The following is a 14118-nucleotide window of genomic DNA, read 5'->3' as shown; positions in this document are numbered from 1 at the left end:
TATGAAAAAACGACTGTTATTTTTAGTCATCACAGTGTTAGCATTAGCCGGCTGTGTACAAACAAAAACAGATGTAGAGGGCGGTAAAGACTCTAAAGGCGATGGGAAATCGTCAATTGAACTTTTAGGTATGGCATCTGGTGAGGAAGATATGAATATTGTACGTGATCAACTAGTGAAAAATGGCTTTGATGTTAAGCTTAATATTCAGCCAGATTACGGTTCATTTTCAGCGCAAAAAGAAGCTGGTAACTATGATATAGCGCTTTCTAGCTGGACAACAGTTACTGGGAATCCTGACTATGCTGTTCGTGGTTTATTCAAAACTGGTGGCGACTATAGTGTGGTTGCCGACTCAAATCTAGACGCTTTAATTGATGAAGCAAGCACTTTAACAGGTGATGAGGCCATAGCTAAATATAAAGACTTAGAAGAACGATTAGTATTCGATCAAGCATATATTGCACCGCTTTACATTTCCAATAAATATCAGGGGATTTATTCTGAATTAGTCAATCCAAAATCTGTACTTTTGCCGAAATCACGCGCCCAAGTATGGGAGAATATTGAATTTAATGATACTTCTTTAAATTCAACAGAAACATTAATTTTACATCAAACACTTGATTCTTTAACATCACTTGACCCAATTAAAGGCAATGATGGCTCTATTAACACACTTAATACAAATATGTATGTTCGACTTGTCAATTTAACAGATACGGATAAAGTTGTTTCAGATGGCTCTTTATCCTATAACCATGCCATCGCTGATGGAAATCAAGAATACTACTTTATTTTACGGGACGATATTCATTTTGCAGCCGTAAAGGACGGGGCTGCTGTTGATACTGGTGAATTAGTTTCAGCTGAGGATGTAGTGTTCTCATTAAATCGTGCAAAAGATTCAAAATCAGTACCAGACCATCGTACTTATAGTATTCATGAAAATATCGAAACTGTAGAGACCGTTACAGACTTAACAGAGTTACAAAATAAGAAAGTGGCTGGTTCTGACAAATCTATTTTAGATGTATTAACTCAAAACTTACCTACTACTATAGCCCAATTAGTGAAAGATAAAGATGCCGTGAGTAATGCTTCTGGTGCTTATCAAGTGGTAAAAATTACAACACCGACACCATTCCCGCAAGTATTAAACTACTTAGCACATCAATCTGGTGGTATCGTGTCTGAAAAACAAGTAACAAGCATTAACACATTTGATGTAGCAAACTATAACCCTGATAAAGATATCGCGTATGGTGATCAAGCAACAATTACTGAAGGTAGTGCAACATACAATAACCAACTATATGCAAGTGGCCCATACATTCTTGTACAAAAGAATGATTATGAAGCACAATTCGTGAAGAACCCTGCCTATCGTGTAGGTAGTGAGTATGAACCAAAGATTGCGAAAATCAATGTTCGATTTATTGCAGATAATGATAGTGCCCTATCAGCCTTACGAAACGGTGAAATCCACGTACTACAAGCAGTGCCAGAAACTAAGCTTGATATCGTAAAATCTGATGCCAAATTAACATTAAACACAGCAGATAGTAATGCTGTCACGTATCTACAAATGAACACATCTGGTCGTGCATTCTCTAAATCAGCTGATTTACGTAAAGCAATTCTTTATTCTATCAATCAAGATGAGTTCATCAGTTATTACCAAGGCAATAAAAAACCTGCTGTTTCAACTGTTTCTCCTTTAGTCAATACAGGATTAAAGCTTGAAGCAGACAGTGAAAAAGTAAAAGAATTTTTACAAGCTGCGAACGATGCAAAATAACAAAAGAGCCATCCCAAACTATTTTTGGGAGGCTCTTCTTTATATATAGAAGAAACTCTAATCAATTATATCTTTGAGCAACTTTCAGCTGTCTGGAGACTTCTTCTTCATATATTAAATTTCATTATGTGATTTTGGTTTTGGTCCAAGCTCTTCAGGCTCAATATCGGCAAATGTTTCGCCTTCTTCTTCTAAGTCACGCATACGATGTGCAATACGCGAAGCTGCAGAGGCTGCAATACTAGCCACTAAATCATCTAAAAACGTATTGACATGTTGCCCAGGTTCTGTGTCGAGCTTTTTAATAATGCCAATTTTTTGTTTGTCTAAATGACCAAAAGTTGTTACAGCTATGCTGCCATATGTAAAAACAGATCCAAGAGCAATTGTTTCATCAACTCCGAATAATCCTTCATCGGATTCAATAATTTGTTGTAGTGGTGATGACAATAATTTTTTCTCTGCAAGTTCATCTAATTCAATACCTACTAATACCGCATGTTGGACTTCACGTTTACGCAGTACTCGCTCAACAGAATGAACACAATGCTCTAATGTCAAACCGTCGTTATATGATTTTTGCATTTCAAAAACAATTTTAGCAATGTCCTCTAGCGTTACACCACGACGAACTAGCGCACCTAAAGCGGCCTTCGCTACTTCTTCGGAATGCACGCGAATACTTTTATTATGCATATTCTAACCCTCATTTCCATTTTTATTGCTAGTACAAGGCTAGCCCAATCTATTATACCTTTACTTACGTAATATGATACAATTTTGTTACAAACTACATGAAGGAGTGTCATCGTTGGATAAGGGAACAGTTCAGGATTTAAAGTTTTATAGTGAAGCATTGCAAGAGGAATTACAGCTTTATATTTACGTCCCTGCAAATTATTCTCCACTATATAAATACAATTTATTAATCGCATCAGACGGCAAGGATTACTTTCAGCTTGGGGGTATTACTAAATTAGCTGATGAACTTATTGATGACTATGAAATCGAAAATTTAATTATTGTTTTCGTTCCATACAAAGATATTAAAGATCGACGTCACAAATATATGCCAAGCGGTGAACAACATGAAGCTTATCTTCGTTTTTTAGCGCATGAGCTTGTGCCCTATTTAGATGAAGAATATGCAACATACCAAATGGGGATGAGCCGAGCAGTAATCGGTGACTCTATGGCTGCAACCGCTTCCTTAATGGCAGCTCTGAAGTACCCAAACATTTTCGGTAAAGTCATTTTACAATCACCACTTGTCGATGAGGATGTCCTGAAAGCTGTTGAAAATTTCAAAAATCCAGGAGCCATTTCCATTTATCATATTATTGGCAAAAAAGAAGATAAAGTTGTCACAATGGATAAAACAGTAAAGGATTTTTTAACCCCGAATCGTCAATTGCATAATCTTATGTTAAGTAAAGGCTTTTCTACATTTTATGATGAGTTCGACGGCAATCATACATGGAAATATTGGAAACCTGACCTTCGCCGAGCTTTAATTGAAAATTTCAATTAATATTAGGTGATTCAAATTACGAATAACGAAATTTCTGTTATACTTAGATAGAAAAATCGTTTATTTTCGGGAGGTAATGGACTATGAAGTACGGAATTGTGGCTTTTCCATCAAAAAAATTACAAGACTTAGCGAACACGTACCGCAAGCGTTACGATCCGCATTATGCGAAAATCACACCGCATATGACGTTAAAGGACAGCTTTGATGCAACGGATGAGGATATTCAGTCCATCGTTAGGCAATTAGATGAAATCGCTGCGAAATATGCGCCTTTAAACATTCATGCATCACGCATAAGTTCGTTTTTCCCAACAACCAATGCAATTTATTTCCGCATTGAGCCAACAGAACAATTAGTAGCATTCCATAATGTACTAGAAGAAAAATTTTCTTTTGGCGATACTAAACATGTCTTCGTACCGCATATTACGATTGCACAAAAAATGACTGACTCTGAACACGACGACATATTTGGCCAATTACGTATGACAGGTGTTGACGAGAAAGATACGATCGATCGCATTCATTTATTATATCAATTGGAGGACGGCTCCTGGACGACTTACGAAACATTCCGACTGACTGGAGCTGAATGACCTTTGTTTAATGTTAAGATTGTTGAAACAATAAAAGAACATGATGATGCGTTCGCTGTCCGCAAAAAAGTATTTGTAGAAGAACAAGGTGTGCCTCTTCATCTCGAATGTGATGCTGAAGATGCAAGAGCAACGCATTTCATTATGTATGAAGACACCGAGCCTGTCGGTGCTGCACGGCTTCGCGGTATAGAAAGTGACACGGCAAAAATTGAACGTGTATGTATTTTACAAACACAACGTGGTAAAAGACTAGGTGCGCTAATCATGCAAGAAATGGAAAAACATGCTATTTCCACAAATAATAAGAAGTTAAAACTTCACGCACAAAGTTATGCCGTTCCTTTTTATGAAAAGCTTGGTTACACAGTAACCTCACCAGAATTTATGGATGCTGGTATCCCACATCGTGCTATGGAGAAAAATATTTAATGCATTACGTCTTGGCGACAGTTTTTCCGGATTTTGAATCTGCAAGTGTATGAAAGTGCTCCGTCAGAGGCTGTTATAGAACATGGCGTCTTAGAGCAACACCCACTATTTCAGTGGGTGTTTGAGCACCCACTGAAAAGGGCTACATCTGCATTCATCTCCTTCTATAGCGATGGAAGTCTTATTTAAATGAAGATGAATAGGTGTTACGAAAATGCGAATGCATAGTCGTAACACCTTTTTTTATGACTGCTTAAATGCTCTAATTTTCGATTATAGTGTAAATAAACATTTAAGCTAGCTATCCCCATACTTAACGAGATGTTTCCCAGTAATGGAAATGCCATGCTATTTCATCATTCTAGTAATCTTATCCAAATCTAGTGAAGAGCCATCTTGAATAATAGATTGCACTAATTTATCTTCGAGTTCTTGTGTAATTTGTCTATTGGACACTTTTGCTACACGGCGTACGACTTTTCTAACTTGTTTTTCATTTGTAAAATCTGCATGTTGAATTGCATTTGCTAATGCGAAGATTTCATCCATCGATACACCAGTTTTTTGTTCAATAGAATTAAAAAATGAGCGATGCATGTTCCCCCTCCTATCAATTCCACCTCAACGTAATTGCCATAAATGTTTGCTGTTACCTTTTTTGGTATTAAACATCTTTGACAATTGTTGGAGGCTTTAACTTCATTCATTTTGTTTTTAGTCACATGCTGAAAAAAGCTAAAGCCTAACAATCATATCAACACCTAGAAATCGGTAATGTAATCTAAAATAAATTAATTAACGAACGTAGCGCCGACAATAATTAGAAGAATGAAAAGGACAACAATTAGCACAAATGTTGAGCCATAGCCATAATTGTTATTGCCTCCGCAATAATTATTGTTCCAGCTATTTGCACCTGCAACATTATTTCCATACGGTTGTGCGCACCAGCCTTGATATCCCATAAAAGCACCCCTCCCTTCTACAACCTATAATATGTATGGTTGCAGATTTGAGAGGGGTATTCGTCTAGTCAACATTTCCTTTTGGTTTAAAAATTAATGCACCAATGAATCCAAAGACAATAGCTGCACTTATACCTGAGCTTGTCACTTCAAACATCCCCGTTAGTACCCCAACAAGGCCATGCTTTTCCGCTTCAGCCAATGCACCGTGTGTTAAGGAGTTACCAAAAGATGTGATTGGTACGGTCGCACCTGCACCTGCAAAATGAATGAGAGGCTCATACAAACCCATTCCATCCAAAATTGCACCCACGACGACTAATGTACTTAATGTATGCGCTGGTGTTAAATTACCAACATCCATTAATAATTGACCGATGACACAAATAATGCCGCCAACAATAAAAGCAAATACAAATGTCATAACCATAGATTTTCCTCATTTCATTGTAATTTCAATTGCATGTGCTGTACACGGAATTGTCTCTCCCTGTTGATAAGAAAGTGGCGACAATAATGCTCCAGTTGCCACAAGCAGCACTCGTTTATAGCTTCCAGCTCGTAACTGTTGAATTATATAACTAAAAAAAACAGCTGCTGAACAGCCTGCTCCACTTGCTCCTGATTGGAATGCTTCATCCTGTCCATAAAATTCTGCGCCAGCATCGCGTAGAAGTGTTAATTCTTCTTTTTTTACTCCATTTTCTACTAGCATCCCTTTAAGCAGCTTTAGTCCAAGCTGGCCTAAATCTCCTGTTAAGATTAAATCATAATTGTAGAACTGTTGATTACGTTGCTCTAAATGGGATTGAATTGTTTGAAAGGCAGCAGGTGCCATCGCTGCGCCCATATGAAATGGGTCATCCATGCCATAATCAATCACTTTACCAATCGTTGCTGCTTCAATACATGGGCATTCTTCTCGATGCTTGCCAATTAGTGCAAAACCAGCAGCCGTTACAGTCCATTGTGCAGTCTGAGGCTTTTGTGCCCCATAATTGACTGGGTAGCGGAACTGTCGCTCAATCGCATTATGTTGACTGGAAGCTCCTGCAATTGATAAGTTAGAGGCACCTAACTCCGTTAAAAGGCTTGCAACGATTACGGAGGAAACAGAAGTGGCACAAGCGGAGAATAATCCAATAAATGACATGGCTAATTCCCTTGCGGCGAAATTGGTAGGTGTCATTTGATTAACTAAATCGCCACCCAAAAAGAAATCAATTTCTAAGTTATTCACACCTGATTTTTTCATCAAAATTTCACAGGCTTCTTGGATCATCTTTCGATGGCCTTGTTCATTTGTTTCCATTTGCCAGCGCTCATCATCGTAAATGGTATCGAAATACTGACTGAATACACTACGTTTTTCCAACGGTCCTGCTACTACACCACCCGCTAAGAAAGACGGTTTCGACTGAAAGACAATTACCATGAAACCACCCCTAACGTCACAAGAATATATTTAATAAGCGCCACAAAAAATGCAGATACAACCCCAAATAAGACAACTGAGCCTGCTAATTTAAATAGATTCCCACCTACACCCAGTACTAGACCCTCAGATTTATGTTCAATTGCCGCAGAGATAACAGCGTTACCAAAACCAGTAACAGGTACTGCCGAACCTGCTCCTCCAAACTGACCGATTCTTTTATATAAGCCAAAACCGGTCAAAATCATTGCGAAAAATACCATTGTTGAAACGGTTGGATTTCCTGCAGTTGCTTCTGTAAAATCAAAGAAAATGATATAAAAAAGCGATACAGCTTGTCCGATTGTGCAAATAATGCCCCCTACAAAAAACGCCTTTGCAGCATTTTTGAAGTAAGGTGGCTTTGGTGTTACACTTTGTTCTAATTGTTGATATTGCTCTTTTTCCATTTATGTCTCCTCCTGTGCAAGTTTTTTCAGTTCTGAGATTTTATCAGTTAGTTTATTATCTTCAAGTTGATCTTTTTTTATTTTATTGGCTTCATAAAATATTTTGTAATCAGCCGAGACAAATACTTCTTTGTTGGGATATTTTTCATCAAATTTCTTTTGTAACTTCTTTTCTAATTTGGCCTTTTTCCACTTATCCCACGGTTTAAATTGCACAGCAACAAGCATTTTATCGTCATACTGTATAACCGTTGTTCTTTCAACAAATTTCTCCTCTTTTAAAACCGCCTCAACTTCCTCTTCATTTTGAGGCGGACCATAAACAATAAATTTTTCTTTTTCTGTGCAACCACTAAGTAGTGCCATGCAGACCACTATCGGTAGCATCATCTCTAATAACCTCAAGTATTTACCCTCCTTTTCTTTACAGTTTCACCACACATAAAAAAAACTATTCATTCGCGGATATATACAAAAGCCCGAGTCCATATTTCAAAAGTACATATTGTAGGAGTAGTAACAAGGAAAGGAGGTGACAAAATGGGTTGTGGTAAACCAACAAATCCTATTAGCCCTATCCATTCAGCAGGTTGTGTTTGTGACGTAGTACGCGCAATTTTAGATATTCAAAATCAAGCAGTGCAAGATGAATGTTCACCTTGTACGTCAAACTGTTTCTTAGAGCCGCTTGGCGGCATCGTTAGCCCTGCACGCTCAGCAGCAGATACTCGTGTATTTATGTTAATTACTAAAGACGGTACTCCATTCAAAGCATTCTTTAGCTCACCTTCAGCAGATCCATGTATATGTACATCAGTATTCTTCCGTGTAGAAGATATGTTTGATGAGTGCTGCGCTACTTTGCGCGTTTTAGAACCTTTATGCACATTCGATTCTAGTGAAAGCACTGTAGATTTATTAAGTCGTGACGGCTGTTGCGTTAATATGAAGAAAATTTGTAAAGTAGATGATTGGAATTCTACTGACAGCTGTATTACTGTAGACTTATCTTGTTTCTGCGCAGTACAATGTATTGCTGATGTTGACTTAGGGATTTGTAATTAATTCTTTCCTCCTTTGACACACTACACAAAAAAAAAAGTGTACAGCATCCTCTGCTGTACACTTTTTTATAATGTTGGTAAGTTTTTGCCTCGCCAAAGTATTTGTTGTATATCTTCAAAATGTATAATCTCTTGTGTTTGTAATTCTAAAGAGGTCAGCATCAATGAATCAACCTGTAAATCTGATGCAGTTCCACCCAATTTTCTACCATCTTTTAACGTTATTAATAATGGTTGATACACTTTTTGACGAAATGGCTTTTCTAGAAATTGTAGCTGCTTCAGTACATATTCATCGATTTGTAAATCTTTTCGAATGCCATTTTCTGCAATGTTCGGTTCAATGCCAAAATGGTCCTTTATATACACCGACGTACTTTCATCCAATTCCTCTTCTAAATCTTCATCCAAATCAAGTTCATGAAGCATTTTGGAAATATTTAAAAAATAAGTGGGTGATTTAATAAACAAACGTGGCTCTCGATCCACAATTATCACTTCCCTTTTTTTCATACAATATGCGAAAGGAAAGGAATAGGTTCTTAGCCTATTTGACTTAAAAACATTGTCGCTAATCCTAAGTAAATTAAAATACTCGTTATATCATTCAAAGTTGTAATAAACGGCCCAGATGCCACAGCAGGGTCGATTTTCATGCGATGCATCAGTAAAGGAATAAATGAACCTGCCAAGGTTGCTACTAAAATCGAACCGCAAATTGCTGCACCTACAAGCATCCCAAGAATAAGCTCATGCTTCCATATATAAACAACACCGATTACAATCAGTCCACAAACTACACCTGTCATTAGACCAGTGCCTGCCTCACGAAGTAGCAACTTCATCTTGCTATGTTCTTCGACATCCCCTGTTGCAATCCCTCTAATGGCAACGGCTAATGCTTGGGTACCACTATTCCCTGACGTACCTGAAATAAGAGGAATAAAGACAGCAAGTAGCGCAACTTTATCTAAAGTATCTTCGAATTGCCCCATTAAATTTGCAGTCAGCATGCCTAAAAATAGCAAGATCACCAGCCATGGTAAGCGTTTTTTTGCCGCTTGCCAAGAGTTCGTATCGAATTTATCCATATCGGAGATACCGGCTAATTTAGAATAGTCCTCTGATGCTTCTTCATCAATGACGTCGATAATATCATCGACCGTAATAATCCCCAGTAGCTCACCCTTATCATCAATAACCGGTGTAGCTAGGAAATTATAATCCTTCATGATTTGTGCAACTTCTTCTTGGTCATCACCAACTTGCACCATCACAACACGTTCATTCATAATGGAACGAATAAGTGTGTCTTCATCGGCAATAATTAAATCACGCAGAGAAATGACACCCGTAAGTCGATGCGCTTCATCAACAACAAATATATAATAAATTGTTTCAGCATTCGGTGCCTCTTTACGTAAAATAGCCATTGCTGAACGCACTGTCGAGTTTTCTGGTATAGCTACATATTCAGTTGTCATGATAGAGCCGGCTGTATATTCATCATAGCTTAATAGCTCATTAATCTCTTCAGCCGTTTCCTCATCCATCATGCCTAAATAACTTTCACGCTGTTTCGTATCTAGCTCATTTAAAACATCCGCCGCATCATCTGCATACATATGTGAAAGCATTTCTGCCCCATAGGCCGGATCCATTTCTGCTAGATATGCTTTGTATTCATCATCATCTATTTCAATTGCCTCAAAAATATCAGCCATTTCCGTCGGAGACAAGAACGAATAGATGACCTTCCTTATATCAGGTTCCACCTTTTCGTAAAACGTTGCCTGATCATATGGATGAAGTTCTAAAAACTCATCACGGAATGCGTCAATATCATGCCCCTCGAGCATTTCTCGTAAATGTGCTTCGTCAAATTGCACATCATCCTTTTCATTTCTTTCCTCTATCATGCTTGTCCCCTCCTTCCGAGCATTAAATTCATTTATACGTACAATACGTAAATCTACCTTTTATATAATAGTTTGTATTGTACTAATTCTGCAAACTCTTTTTTTCTTTCACCATAACTTTCTACTCTACTATACCCTACAATCACTCTATTTTCTGTAAATATGCTGTTAAATACAGAACAGACGATGAAAAAACGAGAAGGAGATGCCCGTTTTTGCGAACATCTCCCTAAATATTTCACTTTATCTAGTAGGCATCCCCTCATCTTATAAATAGTAAGAATAAGGTTAGCTATTATTAATTAATTGTTGCATGTCTTCATGTAAAGAACTCGTAAAATGCAAAACCTCTCTGGTTAATGGATGCTGCATGGACAAGGAAACACAATGTAATGCCTGACGGTCTATCAATTGTCGTGTTCCGCCATACAATTCATCTCCAACAAGCGGATGACCAAGATAAGCCATATGTACGCGAATTTGATGTGTCCGTCCTGTATGAAGTTTTAAACGTATATGTGTCATTGGTTCCTCTTGTATATAAAAACGACGTTTTACAAAAACGTCGGTATGCGCAAACTGCCCATCGTTTCGTACTTCACGCTCAATTATACTAGTATCCTTGCGTCCTATTGGGGCAACGATGGACTGACAAGCCTCTACAACATGGCCATGCACAATTGCTTCGTATTCGCGCGATACATCTCCACCACGCTGTGCAAGTCCTGTTAAATGATGAATATGTGCATGCTTGGCAATGCATAGCAGCCCTGATGTATCACGATCAAGCCTCGTCACAATATGGACTGTCGATGCGAGTGCTTGCTGCTCAAAATAGCCACAGATATAATTGGCAATACTTTTTGTTGGATGCTCACGTGAAGGAATCGTACTTTGATGTGCTGGCTTTTCGAGCACTATAATGGCTTCATCTTCATAAACAATTGTAAGCTCACCATATTCAACAACAAGCCCTTCACTTTTTTCTTCAGGAGGGAATTTGACTTCTACACAATCGCCAATTTGGAGAGGGTGTCGCACATTCCGTTCGATGCCATTTACGGTCAGTAAGCCGCCCTCAAACTTAATAGCTGTTAATGCCCGTTTGGAAATGCGCCACTCCCCTAATGCCTCACGTAAAAGTTGGCCTTCCTTGTGTGCTGTAAAACGTAATGTATATCGTGTATCCATGTTATTCATTAGCAACGAATGATTCATGTACTCGCTCCCAAAATGGGAAAGGGCGGAAACGTGCAAAACGCACTCTTTCATTTGCTACGTTAAAAGCAATTGACTTCACATCACCTTGTGTAACTTGCAAATGGTCTACCGTCATATTAAAGTTTTGCTCATTGACTGGACGTAATATGCAATGATGATGTGCTGGTAAAATAAGTGGTGAACCAACTGTGCGGAAGACTCGATTATTAATCGAAGCAATTTCTGTAATTTGCAGTGCCGCTAATGTTGGGTGAATAATAGCCCCCCCCAGTGCTTTGTTATAGGCAGTACTGCCAGAAGGTGTTGAGACACAAAGACCATCACCACGGAAACGTTCAAACTGATTGCCATTTAACTCCACATCCATAACAAGCGTCACATCTGGTGATTTCACTGTCGCTTCATTTAACGCCAAATAGGTATTTGATTCTGTATTATGATGTTCAACTTTCACTTCCAATAATGGATATTCAACAACATTAAAGTCTTTTTTTGCGATAGATAATACGAGTTTTTCCAATTCAGAAGGCTTCCAATCTGCATAAAAGCCTAAATGTCCTGTATGGATACCCACAAAGGCAACCTGATCTAATAAGTGTGAATACCGATGGAAGGCGTGTAATAACGTACCATCTCCTCCAATAGATACTACTATTTCAGGCATTTCTTCATCATATGTTAATCCAAAATCTTGCAAATATGTTTTTGCTAACTCCATTAACTCGTTCGATTGTGCATCTCTACGTGATTGAATGGAAAACTTCATTGCGCGTCACGCTCCTTCTCCGTTAGTAAATTAGGATTCGATGCTTCTTTGTATTCACTAAAGTAGGCCTGTGCTTCTTGGATTTCACTACGAATCGATGACATTTCTTCATCTAGTCGGAAAGCTGCCTCCGCCGCACTCTGTAGGCGATTTTTGATTTCCTCTGGGAACATGCCTTTATATTTATAGTTTAAAGAATGCTCAATGGATGCCCAGAAATTCATGGCTAGTGTGCGTATTTGAATTTCTGCTAGTACGACCTTTTTTCCCTGTATCGTCTCCACTGGATATTCTACAATCATATGATGTGAGCGATAACCACTTGGTTTGCTATGCGTAATATAGTCACGTTCTTCAACAACACGCATATCCTTACGCTGTCGTATAAGCTCAGTCACTGTAGAAATGTCGTCTACAAATTGACACATAATACGGACGCCTGCAATATCACCAAGCTCATCGTCTAATTGCTTCGAAGGTTCAAAGGCTAGTCCTTTTTCTAACGTTTTATCATATATACTTGCTAGCGGTTTTACACGTCCTGTTACAAATTCTATTGGTGAGTTGGCATTTACAATACCAAACTGAGAACGCATACCCTTTAATTTTATTTTTAATTCATCTACTGCTTGTTTATAAGGACTTAAAAAAATCTCCCATTGTCCCATCGCTAAAACCTCCCGACATACGGCATTGAACAAAACTAACACCGTCTGTTCGTTTTGTCTTTTTATTCAGCGAGAACTGCCTTGAAGTGTTGTTCCACTGCTTGAACAAATTCTGCTCCATAATTGTAATTTCCTTGAATATTATACACGAGCATTTCCAATTCTTCGTAGAAGTTCGTAAGTTCCATCACTTCTTCTCCTACATGTAACATTGGATTTTGCTTTGTCTGTAAAATATGTACAAGATTTTCCCAACTATTGGTAGGGAAACGCAAGTAATGATAATCTTCCCCTGCATCGAGTAAATAGATAAATGCAAAATCATCCGAATCTGCAATCAATTGTGCTGCAGGCTTTAACTGTAAATTTAAGTCATTGTCGTTTAAACTAAAATGAAGTTGCTGATTTTCAAAATTAAATAATTCTATCGTATAAATTTTACGCACTTGAAGGTCCCCTTTTCGTCTTACTCTTCCTCTTATTTTAGCATATGGGGTAAATAGTTGCAGTGTGTAATTGTTAAAACCCCTTACAAACTTCTATTACAAAAAGAGCATTCGCGAGCGTTAGTACGCGACTGGCACTGGCTGAAAGGATGTGCATTTCAAGTCCTTTCTAGTACTAAAAAAATAAACAGTAAAGGTGAAAAAAAAATGTCACAACAACTTGAAATTGAATTTAAAAATCTCTTAACAAAACAACAATACGAGCAATTGTTAAAAGACTTCCATATTCACGACGATGCTATTCATCGTCAAACAAATCATTATTTCGACACACCGCAATATGAAATTCGACATTTAAAAAGTGGGCTACGCATTCGACAAATTAATGACTATTATGAATGTACCTTAAAAGAAAGGACAGCAGAGCATGAACACCTTGAAACAACGGATGAATTGAGTGCTGAGCAAGCGCAGAAAATGCTGAATGGAGAGGGCTTTTTTGCTCCAGAAGTAGCAAAAAGATTGGCGAACTACGATATCCCTTTAGATAAATTAAAAGTATTTGGTTCTCTCACAACGGACCGTGTCGAAATCCCTTATAAAGGCGGACTTCTTGTATTTGATCATTCTTTCTATTTGCAGTGTGACGATTATGAGGTAGAATATGAATCAAATGATGTCATAAAAGGAAATGCAATGTTCGACGCATTTCTACAACAATATGGTATAAAAAAACAAGTTGCAGATAAAAAAATTGCACGCTTTATGAAAGCATTGCAAGCAAATAAAAAACAATAACGATTGCTTAATAGCAGAAAGAAA

General features: G+C 37.9%; 19 protein-coding genes. 6 read left to right on the top strand and 13 right to left on the bottom strand.

Annotation, left to right across the window (positions count from 1 at the left end; all coding sequences use genetic code 11):
• Nucleotide 1: 1 nt before the first annotated feature.
• Nucleotides 2–1801, top strand: coding sequence for an ABC transporter substrate-binding protein (locus C9J31_RS04075; protein WP_107947302.1), 1800 nt, complete (start codon nt 2–4; stop codon nt 1799–1801).
• 114 nt (nt 1802–1915) lie between these two features.
• On the opposite strand, the gene C9J31_RS04070 is transcribed toward C9J31_RS04075, so the two are convergent.
• Complete coding sequence (locus C9J31_RS04070) at nt 1916–2497, bottom strand: phosphatidylglycerophosphatase A family protein (protein ID WP_107925326.1); 582 nt, start codon at nt 2495–2497, stop codon at nt 1916–1918.
• A gap of 115 nt (nt 2498–2612) precedes the next feature.
• On the opposite strand from C9J31_RS04070, the gene C9J31_RS04065 reads away from it, so the two are divergent.
• The 3 genes from C9J31_RS04065 to C9J31_RS04055 all read left to right on the top strand — a co-directional run bounded on the left by C9J31_RS04065 (nt 2613) and on the right by C9J31_RS04055 (nt 4363).
• Nucleotides 2613–3332: an alpha/beta hydrolase gene (locus C9J31_RS04065; RefSeq protein ID WP_107947303.1), complete on the top strand. Its 720-nt coding sequence runs from the start codon at nt 2613–2615 to the stop codon at nt 3330–3332.
• Between the two features lie 83 nt (nt 3333–3415).
• Nucleotides 3416–3931, top strand: a complete 516-nt coding sequence (locus C9J31_RS04060) for a YjcG family protein (protein ID WP_107925324.1) — start codon at nt 3416–3418, stop codon at nt 3929–3931.
• 3 nt (nt 3932–3934) lie between these two features.
• Entirely contained in the window at nt 3935–4363 is a 429-nt protein-coding gene (locus C9J31_RS04055) for a GNAT family N-acetyltransferase (protein ID WP_107947305.1), read from the top strand.
• Nucleotides 4364–4711: 348 nt separating this feature from the next.
• Here the strand turns inward: C9J31_RS04055 and C9J31_RS04050 are convergent, their stop codons facing one another.
• The 6 genes from C9J31_RS04050 to C9J31_RS04025 form a co-directional block, all read right to left on the bottom strand.
• A complete protein-coding gene (locus C9J31_RS04050) occupies nt 4712–4960 on the bottom strand; it encodes a stage VI sporulation protein F (protein WP_010858125.1) in 249 nt (82 codons plus the stop codon).
• Nucleotides 4961–5154: 194 nt separating this feature from the next.
• The gene (locus C9J31_RS23945) at nt 5155–5328 is read right to left on the bottom strand and encodes a YjcZ family sporulation protein (RefSeq protein WP_107925322.1); all 174 of its coding nucleotides are present in this window, start codon (nt 5326–5328) and stop codon (nt 5155–5157) included.
• A 64-nt stretch (nt 5329–5392) separates the two neighbouring features.
• On the bottom strand, nt 5393–5752 hold the full coding sequence (gene spoVAE / locus C9J31_RS04040; RefSeq protein WP_193766980.1) for a stage V sporulation protein AE: 360 nt from the start codon (nt 5750–5752) through the stop codon (nt 5393–5395).
• 15 nt (nt 5753–5767) lie between these two features.
• Nucleotides 5768–6763 (bottom strand): stage V sporulation protein AD, encoded by a 996-nt coding sequence (locus C9J31_RS04035; RefSeq protein ID WP_193766965.1) that lies wholly within the window; start codon nt 6761–6763, stop codon nt 5768–5770.
• Entirely contained in the window at nt 6757–7212 is a 456-nt protein-coding gene (spoVAC, locus tag C9J31_RS04030; RefSeq protein WP_107925320.1) for a stage V sporulation protein AC, read from the bottom strand. The genes C9J31_RS04035 and spoVAC overlap by 7 nt, the downstream gene beginning before the upstream one ends.
• Nucleotides 7213–7617 carry a hypothetical protein gene (locus C9J31_RS04025; RefSeq protein WP_238601989.1) on the bottom strand — a complete coding sequence of 135 codons (405 nt, stop codon included), beginning with the start codon at nt 7615–7617 and terminating at the stop codon, nt 7213–7215. It lies immediately after the preceding gene.
• 135 nt (nt 7618–7752) lie between these two features.
• Here C9J31_RS04025 and C9J31_RS04020 point away from each other — a divergent pair, with 135 nt between their 5' ends.
• Nucleotides 7753–8277, top strand: coding sequence for a CotY/CotZ family spore coat protein (locus C9J31_RS04020; RefSeq protein ID WP_010858119.1), 525 nt, complete (start codon nt 7753–7755; stop codon nt 8275–8277).
• Nucleotides 8278–8342: 65 nt separating this feature from the next.
• Here the strand turns inward: C9J31_RS04020 and C9J31_RS04015 are convergent, their stop codons facing one another.
• From C9J31_RS04015 to C9J31_RS03990, 6 genes are all read right to left on the bottom strand, one after another.
• On the bottom strand, nt 8343–8765 hold the full coding sequence (locus C9J31_RS04015) for a hypothetical protein (protein ID WP_238601990.1): 423 nt from the start codon (nt 8763–8765) through the stop codon (nt 8343–8345).
• A 53-nt stretch (nt 8766–8818) separates the two neighbouring features.
• Nucleotides 8819–10195 carry a magnesium transporter gene (gene mgtE, locus C9J31_RS04010; protein ID WP_107925318.1) on the bottom strand — a complete coding sequence of 459 codons (1377 nt, stop codon included), beginning with the start codon at nt 10193–10195 and terminating at the stop codon, nt 8819–8821.
• A 288-nt stretch (nt 10196–10483) separates the two neighbouring features.
• Complete coding sequence (locus tag C9J31_RS04005) at nt 10484–11386, bottom strand: RluA family pseudouridine synthase (protein ID WP_280530769.1); 903 nt, start codon at nt 11384–11386, stop codon at nt 10484–10486.
• 1 nt (nt 11387) lies between these two features.
• A complete protein-coding gene (locus C9J31_RS04000; protein ID WP_010858115.1) occupies nt 11388–12182 on the bottom strand; it encodes an NAD kinase in 795 nt (264 codons plus the stop codon).
• Nucleotides 12179–12850: a GTP diphosphokinase gene (yjbM, locus tag C9J31_RS03995; protein WP_107947311.1), complete on the bottom strand. Its 672-nt coding sequence runs from the start codon at nt 12848–12850 to the stop codon at nt 12179–12181. The genes C9J31_RS04000 and yjbM overlap by 4 nt, the downstream gene beginning before the upstream one ends.
• 62 nt (nt 12851–12912) lie before the next feature.
• The gene (locus C9J31_RS03990; protein WP_054768169.1) at nt 12913–13296 is read right to left on the bottom strand and encodes a UPF0738 family protein; all 384 of its coding nucleotides are present in this window, start codon (nt 13294–13296) and stop codon (nt 12913–12915) included.
• Between the two features lie 207 nt (nt 13297–13503).
• Between C9J31_RS03990 and C9J31_RS03985 the strand changes: the two genes are divergently transcribed.
• Nucleotides 13504–14094, top strand: coding sequence for a CYTH domain-containing protein (locus C9J31_RS03985; RefSeq protein ID WP_107947313.1), 591 nt, complete (start codon nt 13504–13506; stop codon nt 14092–14094).
• Nucleotides 14095–14118: the final 24 nt, after the last annotated feature.

It is taken from the genome of Lysinibacillus parviboronicapiens (assembly GCF_003049605.2).
GTDB lineage: Bacteria > Bacillota > Bacilli > Bacillales_A > Planococcaceae > Lysinibacillus > Lysinibacillus parviboronicapiens.
The sequence above is the reverse complement of the archived record's forward strand: the minus strand, read 5'-3'. Positions and strand labels throughout refer to the sequence as shown.